This window comes from Mycobacterium sp. 360MFTsu5.1 (genome assembly GCF_000383495.1).
GTDB lineage: Bacteria > Actinomycetota > Actinomycetes > Mycobacteriales > Mycobacteriaceae > Mycobacterium > Mycobacterium mucogenicum_B.
The window spans coordinates 310853-323919 of the sequence record NZ_KB911462.1 but is presented as its reverse complement, the minus strand read 5'-3'; the positions used below and the strand labels follow the sequence as shown (position 1 = coordinate 323919).

The 13067-nt window shown below is 66.4% G+C and carries 10 protein-coding genes; 6 read left to right on the top strand and 4 right to left on the bottom strand.

What is annotated here, in order from left to right; genetic code table 11:
- Positions 1–24: 24 nt before the first annotated feature.
- Complete coding sequence (locus H289_RS0101700; protein WP_020099023.1) at positions 25–639, top strand: TetR/AcrR family transcriptional regulator; 615 nt, start codon at positions 25–27, stop codon at positions 637–639.
- Positions 640–708: 69 nt separating this feature from the next.
- Complete coding sequence (locus H289_RS0101695) at positions 709–2577, top strand: S9 family peptidase (RefSeq protein WP_020099022.1); 1869 nt, start codon at positions 709–711, stop codon at positions 2575–2577.
- A gap of 67 nt (positions 2578–2644) precedes the next feature.
- Here the strand turns inward: H289_RS0101695 and sucD are convergent, their stop codons facing one another.
- Both sucD and sucC read right to left on the bottom strand, forming a co-directional pair.
- Positions 2645–3547, bottom strand: a complete 903-nt coding sequence (sucD, locus tag H289_RS0101690; RefSeq protein ID WP_020099021.1) for a succinate--CoA ligase subunit alpha — start codon at positions 3545–3547, stop codon at positions 2645–2647.
- A gap of 15 nt (positions 3548–3562) precedes the next feature.
- Entirely contained in the window at positions 3563–4726 is a 1164-nt protein-coding gene (gene sucC / locus H289_RS0101685; protein ID WP_020099020.1) for an ADP-forming succinate--CoA ligase subunit beta, read from the bottom strand.
- A 269-nt stretch (positions 4727–4995) separates the two neighbouring features.
- Here sucC and H289_RS0101680 point away from each other — a divergent pair, with 269 nt between their 5' ends.
- Together H289_RS0101680 and H289_RS0101675 are read left to right on the top strand one after the other, a co-directional pair.
- On the top strand, positions 4996–6090 hold the full coding sequence (locus tag H289_RS0101680; protein WP_029104674.1) for a M23 family metallopeptidase: 1095 nt from the start codon (positions 4996–4998) through the stop codon (positions 6088–6090).
- 3 nt (positions 6091–6093) lie between these two features.
- The gene (locus H289_RS0101675) at positions 6094–6807 is read left to right on the top strand and encodes a hypothetical protein (RefSeq protein WP_020099018.1); all 714 of its coding nucleotides are present in this window, start codon (positions 6094–6096) and stop codon (positions 6805–6807) included.
- Between the two features lie 66 nt (positions 6808–6873).
- On the opposite strand, the gene pcrA is transcribed toward H289_RS0101675, so the two are convergent.
- Complete coding sequence (gene pcrA, locus H289_RS0101670; protein ID WP_020099017.1) at positions 6874–9213, bottom strand: DNA helicase PcrA; 2340 nt, start codon at positions 9211–9213, stop codon at positions 6874–6876.
- A gap of 232 nt (positions 9214–9445) precedes the next feature.
- On the opposite strand from pcrA, the gene H289_RS0101665 reads away from it, so the two are divergent.
- On the top strand, positions 9446–9739 hold the full coding sequence (locus H289_RS0101665) for a chorismate mutase (protein ID WP_020099016.1): 294 nt from the start codon (positions 9446–9448) through the stop codon (positions 9737–9739).
- 158 nt (positions 9740–9897) lie between these two features.
- Here the strand turns inward: H289_RS0101665 and H289_RS0101660 are convergent, their stop codons facing one another.
- Positions 9898–11346 (bottom strand): NAD-dependent succinate-semialdehyde dehydrogenase, encoded by a 1449-nt coding sequence (locus tag H289_RS0101660; RefSeq protein WP_020099015.1) that lies wholly within the window; start codon positions 11344–11346, stop codon positions 9898–9900.
- Positions 11347–11396: 50 nt separating this feature from the next.
- Between H289_RS0101660 and pgi the strand changes: the two genes are divergently transcribed.
- Positions 11397–13061, top strand: a complete 1665-nt coding sequence (gene pgi / locus H289_RS0101655) for a glucose-6-phosphate isomerase (protein WP_020099014.1) — start codon at positions 11397–11399, stop codon at positions 13059–13061.
- Positions 13062–13067 lie beyond the last annotated feature (6 nt).

Here is a 13067-nt window from a genome sequence, read left to right as displayed (position 1 = left end):
CACTAAGTGACAGAAGGGAGGGCTATGAGCGACAAGCAGGACCAGGCGCGGCTTGCGGTGTCGCGCATTGCCTGTGCCTTGTTCTGGGAACGGGGCGTCGCCGGAACCAGCGGTGACGACATCGCCGCGGCCGCCGGACTCTCCACCCGCACCATCTGGCGCTATTTCCGCAGCAAGGAGAGTTGCGTCGAACCCCTGCTCGCCAAGTCAGCCGACCGGTTCGTGGCGAGCGCCCGGCGCTGGCCGCATGAGCTGTCTTTGTCGGAACACCTTGCGGCAGATGCCATTACGCATCCGCTGTCACCGCAGGACATTGAGGACGAGCTCAGCGCGATCCGGCTGGCGACCATGACAGCATCCGACCCCGCGCTGCGTACTGCGTACCTGATGGTCCATGACCGCATGGAGCAGGGACTCATCCCGGTCATCGCCGACCGATTGGGCTTACCCGACGACGATCTCACCGTCCGCCTGTGCGCGGCGGCCGTCACGGGCGCCTTCCGAGTCGTCGACGAAGACGTGAGCAGGGCAATCGTGGTCGACGGCAAGAAAGTCAGCCAGGAGGAGGCGCTGACGCTCATGGACCGGGCGATCCGCGAAGCCACCAACGGCAGGCTGGGCGGCCCAGTCAAGCGCTGAATATCCCGCATTTCTCACGAGCCGGCGATGCCGGCCCGTCGAACAAGCTTGTCCAAGAGAGGAATTCCCATGGCACTACCCGAACTCATCCCGGTCGAAGACCTTTTCGGCGCACCCGAGCGCACAGCGGCGACGATCTCGCCCGACGGAACCAGGATCGCATACCTGGCACCGTGGAAGAACCGTCTGAACGTCTGGGTGCAAGACGTCGAAGACGACGCGACCGCACGGTGCGTCACGGCCGACGAGACGCGCAGTGTGTACATCTACCGGTGGACCGACAACCCACGATGGATGCTCTACATGCAGGACACCGGAGGTGACGAGAACTGGCATGTGTACCGCATCGACCTGGAGAACCCGGACACGCCCGCGGTGGACCTGACCCCGTTTCCCGGCACGCGAGCGAGTTTCGAACTGCCGAAGAGGTTGCCGGGGAAGGCCATCGTGCAGATCAACAAGCGCAATCCCGAGCTGTTCGATGTCTACGAACTCGACATTGCCACAGGCGAACTCACGCTGCGCGCGGAGAATCCCGGCAACGTCGTCAACTGGCTGAGCGGGCCGAGCGGCGATCTGTTCACCAATACGCTGACCGCCGAAGGCGACGTCGAGATCTCGCATTGGGACCCGGCAACGAGCACGCTACGTCCGGTCAAGGTCTACGACGGCAGCGACTACCCGGTGGGCATCTTCCCGGTCACCGTCACGCCGGACGGCACGGGCATCTGGCTCCCCTCCTATGAGAACAGTGACCGGTCTCGACTGGTCGTGGTCGACGTCGCTGACGGTACTGAGACCGAGATCGACAGCCACCCGACATTCGATCTGGGTAACCAGATGGTCCTGCCCTCACCGTTCATCCTCAGCCAGCGGACCGGTGATCTGATCGGCGTCCGTTACTACGGCGAGCGCCAGGTCATCCACCCGCTGGATCCGAATTTCGCTGCGGTGCTGGAGAATTTGGTCAAACTCTCGGACGGCGACCTCGCCAGCATGTCTTCCGACGACAGCGGTCAGCGGTGGGTGGTCAGCTTCACCCATGACCGTGATCCGTGGGCCACCTATCTCTACGACCACTCGACTGGCGAAAGCCGGCTGCTGTTCCGGCCTTACGCGCGTCTGGATCCCGATGCGCTCGCCCCGATGACACCCGTGACCATCACGTCGCGCGACGGGCTGGACCTGCATGGGTATCTGACGCTGCCGGTCGGGATCAAACCCCTTGGGCTGCCGTTGGTCCTGCTGGTCCACGGCGGTCCGTGGGCGCGCGACTGCTGGGGCTTCCAACCCGATGTCCAACTGCTGGCCAATCGCGGATATGCGGTGCTGCAGGTGAACTTTCGCGGCTCGACGGGCTACGGCAAGGCCTTCACCAAGGCCGCGATCGGGGAATTCGCGGGCAAGATGCACGACGACCTGATCGACGCCGTGGACTGGGCCGTCAAGCAGGGCTACGCCGATCGGGACAAGGTCGCGATCTACGGCGGCTCGTACGGTGGCTACGCCGCGCTGGTGGGCGTGACGTTCACCCCGGACGTGTTCGCGGCGGCCATCGACTACGTCGGGATCTCCAGTCTCTCGAACTTCATGCGCACCCTGCCCAACGTGGCCCGGCCCTTCCTTGCCACCAACTGGCACACGTACGTGGGCGACCCCAGTGACCCCGCGCAGGAAGCCGACATGCTGGCCCGCTCCCCCATCACCAAGGTGGATCAGATCCGCACACCACTGCTGGTTGTCCAGGGCGCCAACGACTCTCGCGTCGTGCAAGCAGAATCCGACAACCTCGTCGAGGCATTGCGCGCCCGCGGAGTCGAGGTCGAGTACATGGTCAAGGCCGACGAGGGACACGGCTTCCTCAACCCCGACAACCAGATCGACATGAACCACGCCGTCGAGCGCTTCCTCGCCAAGCACTTGGGCGGTCGCATCTGACCGCACATTCGCCGCGAAACACAACAGGCCCCCACCAGAAGGTGGGGGCCTGTTGTGCAGAAAGAAATTACAGCGACTGCAGGATCTCGCGAGCCAGTGCAGCGGTGGCCGACGGGGTCTTGCCGACCTTCACGCCGGCAGCCTCGAGGGCTTCCTGCTTGGCGGCGGCGGTGCCCGACGAGCCCGAGACGATGGCGCCGGCGTGGCCCATGGTCTTGCCCTCCGGCGCGGTGAAGCCCGCCACGTAGCCGACGACCGGCTTGGTGACGTTGGCCTTGATGTAGTCGGCGGCACGCTCTTCGGCGTCGCCACCGATCTCGCCGATCATCACGATGACCTTGGTCTCGGGGTCCTTCTCGAACGCCTCGATGGCGTCGATGTGGGTGGTGCCGATGACCGGGTCGCCGCCGATGCCGATGGCGGTCGAGAAGCCGAAGTCACGCAGCTCGTACATCATCTGGTAGGTCAGGGTGCCCGACTTGGAGACCAGACCGATCGGGCCCTTGCCGGTGATGTTGTTCGGCGTGATGCCGACCAGCGCCTCACCGGGGGTGATGATGCCCGGGCAGTTGGGGCCGATGATGCGGGTCTTCTGACCCTTCTCGACGTTGTAGGCCCACGCGTACGCGCTGTCCTGCACCGGGATGCCCTCGGTGATGACAACCAGCAGCGGGATCTCGGCGTCGATGGCCTCGATGATGGCGTCCTTCGAGAACGCCGGCGGGACGAAGGCGATCGACACGTCGGCGCCGGTCTCCTTCATGGCCTCGGCCACCGTGGCGAACACGGGCAGCTCGATGTCGTTGCCGTCCTTGTCGACGTGCGAGACCTTGGTGCCGGCCTTGCGGGCGTTCACGCCACCGACGACCTGGGTGCCGGCCTTCAGCATCAGCTTGGTGTGCTTGGTGCCCTCACCGCCGGTGATGCCCTGGACGATGACCTTCGAATCCTTGTTCAGGAAGATAGACATAAGTTGTTGGCTCCCTTACTTGTTCGCCAGCTCGGCGGCTTTGTCGGCACCGGAATCCATGGTCTCGGCCTGGATCACCAGCGGGTGGTTGGCCTCGGCCAGGATGCGCCGGCCCTCTTCGACGTTGTTGCCGTCGAGACGGACGACCAGCGGCTTGTTGGCCTCGTCGCCCAGCATTTCCAGAGCCTTGACGATGCCGTTGGCCACCGCGTCACACGCGGTGATGCCACCGAAGACGTTCACGAAGACGCTCTTGACCTGGCTGTCGTTCAGGATGACGTCCAGACCGGCGGCCATGACCTCGGCCGAGGCGCCACCACCGATGTCGAGGAAGTTGGCGGGCTTCACGCCGCCGTGGTTCTCGCCGGCGTACGCCACGACGTCCAGCGTCGACATGACCAGACCGGCACCGTTACCGATGATGCCGACGGCGCCGTCGAGCTTGACGTAGTTGAGGTCGTGCTCCTTGGCCTTGAGCTCGAGCGGGTCGGTGGCTTCCTTGTCCTCGAACTCGGCGTGGCCGGGCTGACGGAAGTCGGCGTTGGCGTCCAGGGTGACCTTGCCGTCGAGGGCGAGGATCTGGTCGTCGGGGGTGCGAACCAGCGGGTTGACCTCGACCAGGGTGGCGTCCTCGGCGACGAAGACCTCCCACAGCTTCTGGATGGTCACGGCCGCGGCGTCGAGCACCTCGGCGGGCAGGTGGCCCTTCTCGGCGATCTCACGGGCGAAGGCCAGGTCAACGCCCTTGACGGCGTTGACGGGAACCTTGGCGAGACGCTCCGGCTTGGTGGCGGCGACCTCTTCGATCTCCATGCCACCCTCGACCGAGCACATGGCCAGGTAGGTGCGGTTGGCGCGATCGAGCAGGAAGGAGATGTAGTACTCCTCCGCGATGTCGCTGGCCTCGGCGACGAGCAGCTTCTTGACGATATGGCCCTTGATGTCCAGACCGAGGATGTTCTGCGCGTGCGTGAGGGCGTCCTCCGGGGTGGCGGCGTACTTCACGCCACCGGCCTTACCACGGCCACCGACCTTGACCTGAGCCTTGATCATGACGGGCTTGCCGATCTCCTCGGCGATCGCCTTGGCGTCATCGGCGGACTCGGTGACCCGGCCCGGTGTAGTAGGGACGTTGTGCTTGGCGAACAGCTCTTTCGCCTGGTACTCGAAGAGATCCATGAGCTCTGAGAAATCCCGTTCTGTCTGCGTTGACGGTTGAATTCACTTCAGCATTGGGCCGCACTGGCTCGCTCGGCACTTTAGCCACGTACTAATGAGTAGCCAGCACCGCCTACTACCCATGTGGTACATCTCACCTGAGAGCAACCAGTGAGGCAAATCACAGTTCCCGGCCAATGACACCTATAGGTTGCCAATCGGTTCTGATTTTCAGTACCGTCATGGGCGGTCTCGGTAACGGTACGGTCACGGAGCAAAGGAATTTTCGGTTGGCTGAGCACGATTCGTCTGGAACTCCCCTCGGAGAGGCGACGAACGCCGGCAACACTGAGAACGCTGCCCGCACCACCATCAAGCTATCCCGCGCCGTGAGCCCTGCCGAAGTGACCGACATCATCCCGTTCAACGAGTTCGGCGACCTGCACGATCTGGACCTCTCCGAGAGCGCCTTCGACCGCGATTCCCGCGTCAACGCCGCCCCCGAGCTCGACGATCTGAACGACACCGACGACGAGACTCCCCTGACCCTGACTGTTCCGGCCGAATTCCGGCAGCCCGAGGGCGCTCAGCGCCTCTCCGCGAGCGCCTACCGCGACAGTCACACCGACACCAGCAACGGTCTCGACGACACCGACGTCATCGATCTGCGCGCGAGCCGTGGCACTCACCGCAAGCCTGAGCCCGCCAATGGTGTGAAGGGCCGCCTGGTCGCCGCCGCGATGGCCGTCGGCGCCACCGCCGCCGCCGGGTACTCGATGATGACCAGCGCCGACCAGCCGACCAGCACGAAGCTGGCCGCCGACCAGGTCGTCCGCGCGGACGGATCGACCGCATCCTCAGATGGCCTCCAGATCGTCAACGTCGAACCCGCCGCTTCCTCCGGCGCGGTGCACGCCCAGGAGCTCGCCAATGGCGCAGCGTTCGCACAGGAGCGCGCCGAGCGCGAAGCCCGGCTGGCCCGCCCGCTGTTCGTGATGCCGACCAAGGGCGTGTTCACCTCCGGCTTCGGTTACCGCTGGGGCGCACTGCACGGCGGCATCGACATCGCCGGCCCGATCGGCACGCCGATCGTCGCCGTGTCCGACGGCGTCGTCGTCGCCGCGGGCCCGACCGCCGGTTACGGCGCCTGGGTCAAGGTCCGCCACTCCGACGGAACCGTCACGCTGTACGGCCACGTCAACACCTGGGTCGTCTCGGTCGGCCAGCGCGTTTTCGCCGGCGACCAGATCGCCACCATCGGCAACCGCGGCAACTCGACCGGCCCGCACTGCCACTTCGAGGTGCTCCTCGGCGGCAGCCAGCGCATCGACCCCGTGCCGTGGCTGGCACAGCGTGGCCTGAGCCCGGGTAACTACGTCGGCTGATTCGTGACGGACGACAACAACGCCGACGGGCCAGCCCAGACGCATTCGTCCGACCCCACCCAATCTTTCGGACGCCAGTCTGACGACGAACCCAGAACGGGGTTGATCCGGCGTGCGCCGACGGGTGCCATTCCCATCGCCGACGCACCGGCGACCAGCATCATCCGCCGCACACCAACCGGCGCCATTCCCATCGCCGACGCACCTCCGACGAGTGTCATCGAGCCCGCGACCGGCCTGATCCGGGCCGAGGATGCGCCCGCGACCACCTTCATCCCGGCTTCGGCCCCCGCTCCGGCAGCGGCTCCCGCTCCCGAGTCCGCTCCGACGCCGGCACCGAAGCCGCCGCCCGGCCCGTTCGCCGCCTGCGCCACCGCCACGGCGTGCATCTTGAGTGGCTGGGCGACGGCCGTCATCGCCACCTCACTGATCGCTGGGTGGTGGCGCACCGATCCGCTGTTCTGCGTCGCCATCGGCTTCCTCGCCGCCGTCGGCTGCGGCGCCACCATCGGCGGGCAGATCGCGGTCCTGCTGCGGCGCCGTACAGGCCGGGTCGTGGTGGTGGTCGGTGCGTTGGTGACGCTGGTGATCTTCGCCAGTTTGTTCGTCGCCGGGGCCCAACTGCCGCCGATCGTCTACGGCATCCCGGTGCTGCCGATCGCCAGCATGGTGCTCGCGATGCTGCCCGTTACCGGACGCTGGTGCACCAAAACCTGACGCGCCGAAGCGATTCCGGCTAAAAATCAGCGAGATCGCACCGTCCGACTTTCGCGCGCGCCGACGCTAAAGCTTCTGCACCGGAGCGTGGTTGTGCATCAGTTTGACCCGGCCGGAGCTGCCGAAGTCGATGAGCGACATAGCCGACTCGCCGACACCACTGACCTCTTCGACGCGGCCCAGGCCGTACTTGTCGTGCGTGACGCGGTCACCTGGTGAGAGCACCACCAGCGGCTTGTTGCGGTTCGGCGCCGGCCGCATGGGCGACGGACGCCCACCACCGAGACCGCCACCCGATCCGCCGGACCCGTAGCCCCGCGGCGCCGACAACGATGGTGGCGGCTCGACGCGACGCCAGTCGATCAGCTCCTGCGGAATCTCCTGCAGAAAGCGCGATTCCGGATTGAGCATGGGCTGCCCCCACGACGAGCGCACCTTGGCGCGGCTGAGATACAGCCGCTGGCGCGCCCGGGTGATGCCGACGTACGCCAGCCGGCGTTCCTCGGACAGTTCGGTCGGGTCACCGAGGGCGCGCATGTGCGGGAACATGCCGTCTTCCCAGCCGGTCACGAACACCACGGGGAACTCGAGGCCCTTGGCGGTGTGCAGCGTCATCATCGTGACGACACCGTCGCCGTCTTCGGGGATTTCGTCGGCGTCGGCCACCAGCGAGACGCGTTCCAGGAACGCGGCCAGCGCTCCGGTGTCGGGCACGTCCTCGTCCAGTTCCTCTTCCTGCAACGCCTGCGCGTTGGCCAGGTCGGTGCTGAATTCGTGTGCGACGCTGACCAATTCGTTGAGGTTGTCCAACCGCGCCTGATCCTGCGGGTCACTCGACGCCTCCAGCTCGCGGCGGTAGCCCGTGCGGTCCAGCACCGTCTCGACCAGGTCGCCCAGCTCGCCGTCGAGCCCGCCGCGCAGGCTGTCCATGAGCTCCACGAAACTGGCGATCGCCTTCTCCGATCGGGAGTTCAGCATCGGTACCCGGCCCTCGGCCGCGGCTTGCAGCGCGTCACTGAAGCTGGCACCGGTGTTCTCGGCGTACACCGCGACGCAGGCTTCGGCGCGGTCACCGATGCCGCGGCGCGGGGTGTTGAGAATGCGTCGCAGGCTCACCGCGTCGCCCGGATTGTCCAGCACCCGCAGGTACGCGACGATGTCGCGAATCTCCTTGCGCTCGTAAAAGCGCATGCCCCCAACGACTTTGTACGGGATACCGGCCCGGATGAAGATGTCTTCCACCGACCGCGACGAGTTGTTGGTGCGGTAGAACACCGCGACGTCGCCGTAGCTGAACTTGGTGTCGATCCCGCTGCCCTTGGTGGTCAGCGCGTCGATCTCCTCGGCGATGAACCGCGCCTCGTCGTGCTCGTTGTCGGCGACGTAGCCGACGATCAGCTCACCCTCGCCGGCATCGGTCCACAGCTTCTTGTCACGTCGTCCGGCGTTGCGGCTGATGACCCCGTTGGCGGCCGACAGGATGTTCTGCGTGGAACGGTAATTCTGTTCCAGCAGAATGGTTTTCGCGTTCGGGAAGTCGCGCTCGAAATCCTCGATGTTGCGAATCGTCGCGCCGCGGAACGCGTAGATGGACTGGTCGGCGTCACCCACCACGCACAGTTCGGCAGGCGGGACGTCGTCGGCGCCTTCGGGCGCGTGGTGCCCGACGAGCTCGCGCACCAGCACGTACTGGGCGTGGTTGGTGTCCTGGTATTCGTCGACCAGGATGTGCCGGAAACGGCGCCGGTAGTACTGCGCGATCTGCGGGAAGCTCTGCAGCACAGCGACTGTCTCGCCGATCAGGTCGTCGAAGTCCATGGCGTTCGCGGCCCGCAGCCGGCGCTGGTATTCGCCGTACACCTCGGCGACGATGCGCGGCAGGTCCTCGTCGGCCTCGGACGCCTCCGAGGCGGCCTGCAGCGGGTCGATCAGTTCGTTCTTCAGGTTCGAGATCGCGGTGGCCAGCATGCGCGGTGAGTACCGCTTGACGTCGAGGTTGAGGTCCTTGCCGACCATCATCAGCAACCGGCGCGAGTCGTCGGCGTCGTAGATGGAGAAGTTGGAGTTCAGCCCCGGCAGCAGCGAGGCCTGGTTCCGCAGGATGCGGACGCAGGTGGAGTGGAACGTCGACACCCACATGGACTTGGCGCGCGGACCGATCAGCTGGACGACGCGCTCACGCATCTCGGCGGCAGCCTTGTTGGTGAACGTGATGGCCAGGATCTGGCCGACCCCGACGTCGCGATTCGCCAGCAGGTAGGCGATGCGCCGGGTCAGCACCGCGGTCTTGCCCGAGCCGGCACCTGCCACGATCAGCAGCGGCGAACCCTCGTGCAGCACCGCTGCACGCTGCTGCGGATTGAGGCCGTCGAGAAGCTGATCGATGTCGGGGGCTGTGCTCGTCATATCAGCTCAAACTTACCGCCGGGGTGCGACAAGCCACGCATTTCCCCGGTCGCTTCGCTCGCCTCTTTGCGCTGGCACCGGCCGGGATGGCACACTCAAAACGTGCTCAATGCGCAGCAGCGATTTTTCTACGGGTACCGGACGCCGGTACCCGGGGTTTAGCTGCTTCCCTTCAGCCCCGTGGTCCGCATCCGGATCCGGGGCTCGTTTGTTGTGTGAGGCCTGAATTCGGATGACACCAGAATCCACCAACAGCGAGGAAACCATGTCGACCGAAACCGAACTCCCCAACATCGACGAGCTCCGCCTGGAGATCGACGAACTGGACGCCACCATCCTGGCGGCCGTCGCCCGTCGCACCGAGGTCTCCAAGATGATCGGCAAGGCCCGGATGGCCTCCGGCGGCACCCGGCTGGTGCACAGCCGCGAGATGAAGGTCATCGAGCGCTACAGCGAGCTGGGCCCCGAGGGCAAAGACCTCGCCATGCTGCTGCTGCGTCTCGGCCGCGGCCGCCTCGGCCACTGACCCCAAACTCCCCCGCGAGCGGCCGTGTCTGCACGGCGACACGCCGACTTCGGTGTGTGGTTTGCGCACCCTCGCGGCTGGTGAGCGGCCCCATTTGTACAAGCAACCACGGCGTGTTGCGTACAGACACGGCCGCTCGCGCCAAGGGCGGCTAGGCGTCAGGGCGTCAGGGCGATGTACTTGGTGTCGAGGTATTCCTCGATGCCTTCGGTGCCGCCCTCGCGGCCGAATCCTGACGACTTCACTCCACCGAAAGGCGCCGCCGGGTCCGAGATGACTCCGCGGTTGACGCCGACCATGCCGGATTCCAACGCCTCGGACACCCGTAGCGCCCGGTCCAGCGACTGCGTGTAGATGTAGGCCGCCAGGCCGTACTCGGTGTCGTTGGCCGCGGCGATCGCCTCGTCCTCGGTGTCGAAGCCCGTCACCGGGGCGACGGGCCCGAACACCTCTTCCTTGAGGATGCGGGCGTCCGCCGGTACATCGGCCAGGACCGTCGCGGGATAGAAGTAACCCGGCCCGCCCGGTGCCGTGCCGCCGACCGCGACGGTCGCGCCGCGCGACACCGCGTCGGACACCAGGTCGGTGACGGTGCCGACCTGCTTGGCGTTGATCAGCGGGCCGAGCGTCGCGTTCTCGTCCAGGCCGTTGCCGAGCGTGAACTCGCTCATCCGCTGCACCAGCTTCGTCGTGAACTCCTCCCGCACCGCGTTGGCGACGTGGAATCGGTTGGCCGCCGTACAGGCCTCGCCGCCGTTGCGCATCTTCGCGAGGATCGCGCCGTCGACGGCGGCATCGATGTCGGCGTCGTCGAACACCACGAAGGGCGCGTTGCCGCCGAGTTCCATCGACATGCGGAGCAGCTTCTCGCCGCCCTGCTGCACCAGCGCCCGGCCGACGCCCGTCGACCCCGTGAAGGTCAGCTTCCGCAACCGACCGTCGTCCATGAGGGCCTTGGTCAGCTCGCCTGGGCTGGTGGTCGGCAGCACGGACAGCACGCCCTTGGGCAGGCCGGCGTCGGCCATCAGTTTGGCAAACAGCAGCATGGTCAGCGGGGTTTCGGCAGCGGGCTTGACCAGCATGGTGCAACCGGCCGCCAGGGCCGGACCGATCTTGCGGGTGCCCATGGCCAGCGGGAAGTTCCACGGCGTCACCGCGTAGCACGGGCCGACGGGCGACTTGGTGACGACGATGCGCCCGGTGCCGGCCGGGCTCGGGGTGTAGCGGCCGCCGATGCGGACGGCCTCTTCGGCGAACCAGCGGAAGAACTCGGCGCCGTACTTGACCTCGCCGCGGCTCTCGGCGAGCACCTTGCCCATCTCGAGCGTCATCAGCGTGGCCACGTCCTCGGCCCGGGCGGTGATGGTCTCGAACACCGACCGAAGGATTTCGCCGCGCTCACGGGGCGGAGTTGCCGCCCACTCCTTTTCGACGGCCGCCGCGGCGTCGAGTGCGGCGATGCCGTCCTGCGGCGTGGCGTCGGCGACGCGGGCGATGACATCCTCGGTAGCCGGGTTGAGCACTTCGAACGTGGATTGACCGGCGCGCTCCTCACCGCCGATCCAGAGGCCAGTTGGGACAGACGACAACAGCGCGGCGATGTCCATACACCCATCATGTACGGCGGCGTTTCCTGCGTCACACTAGGGTTTGAGGCATGGCTGATCACACTCCCGCTGCCGACATCACCACCACCTCAGCCTGGAAGGCGCTCAGCGCGCACCATGCCGCGGTCGAGGCGACCACGCTGCGCGAGTTGTTCGCCGACGACCCGGACCGCGGCCGGGAGCTGACGCTGACAGTCGGCGACCTGTACATCGACTACAGCAAGCACCGCGTGACAAGGGAAACCCTTGCGCTGCTGCTCGATCTGGCCCGGGCCGCCGGTCTGGAGGAGCGGCGCGACGCCATGTTCGCCGGCGAACACATCAACACCTCCGAAGACCGCGCCGTGCTGCACACCGCGCTGCGGCTGCCCCGTGGCGCCTCGTTGGTGGTCGACGGCCAGGACGTGGTCGCCGACGTACATTCCGTGCTCGATGCAATGGGGACATTCACCGATAAGTTGCGCAGCGGTGAGTGGACCGGGGCCACCGGGCAGCGCATCACGACCGTCGTCAACATCGGTATCGGTGGTTCCGATCTGGGGCCCGTGATGGTCGACCAGGCCCTGCGTCACTACGCCGACGCGGGTATCTCGGCCCGGTTCGTGTCGAACGTCGACCCGGCCGACCTGGTGGCCAAGCTCGACGGACTCGACCCTGCCACAACGCTTTTCATCGTCGCCTCCAAGACGTTCTCGACGTTGGAGACGCTGACGAACGCCACTGCCGCCCGGCGCTGGCTCGTCGCCGCACTGGGTGACGACGCCGTCGCCAAGCACTTCGTCGCGGTGTCGACCAACGCAAAGCTGGTGTCCGAGTTCGGCATCGACACCGCGAACATGTTCGGCTTCTGGGACTGGGTCGGTGGCCGCTACTCGGTGGACAGCGCCATCGGGCTCTCGGTGATGGCCGTCATCGGCAAGGAACGGTTCGGCGAATTCCTGGCCGGCTTCCACCTGGTCGACGAGCACTTCCGCACCGCGCCGCTGGAAGCGAACGCGCCGGCGCTGCTCGGCCTCATCGGCCTGTGGTACTCGGATTTCTTTGGGGCACAGGCGCGTGCGGTGCTCCCCTACTCCAACGACATGGCCCGCTTCGCGGCCTACCTGCAGCAGCTGACCATGGAGTCCAACGGCAAGTCGGTGCGCGCCGACGGCACCCCGGTGACCACCGACACCGGCGAAATCTTCTGGGGCGAACCGGGAACCAACGGCCAGCACGCCTTCTACCAACTACTGCACCAGGGCACCCGGCTGGTGCCGGCGGACTTCATCGGCTTCAGCGAGCCGACCGACGATCTGCCCACCGCCGACGGCACCGGCAGCATGCACGACCTGCTGATGAGCAACTTCTTCGCCCAGACGCAGGTGCTGGCCTTCGGCAAGACCGCCGAGGAGATCGCCGCCGAGGGCACCCCGGCCACCGTCGTCCCGCACAAGGTGATGCCCGGGAACCGGCCCACCACTTCGATTTTGGCGACCAAGCTGACGCCGTCGGTGGTCGGGCAGTTGATCGCGCTGTACGAGCACCAGGTCTTCACCGAGGGCGTCATCTGGGGCATCGACTCGTTCGACCAGTGGGGTGTCGAGCTGGGCAAGACGCAGGCCAAGGCGCTGCTGCCGGTCATCACGTCCGACGCCTCGCCCGCCCCGCAGTCCGACAGCTCGACCGACGCCCTCGTGCGTCGCTACCGCGTCGAGCGCGGCCGCGTTTCCTAGGGATTT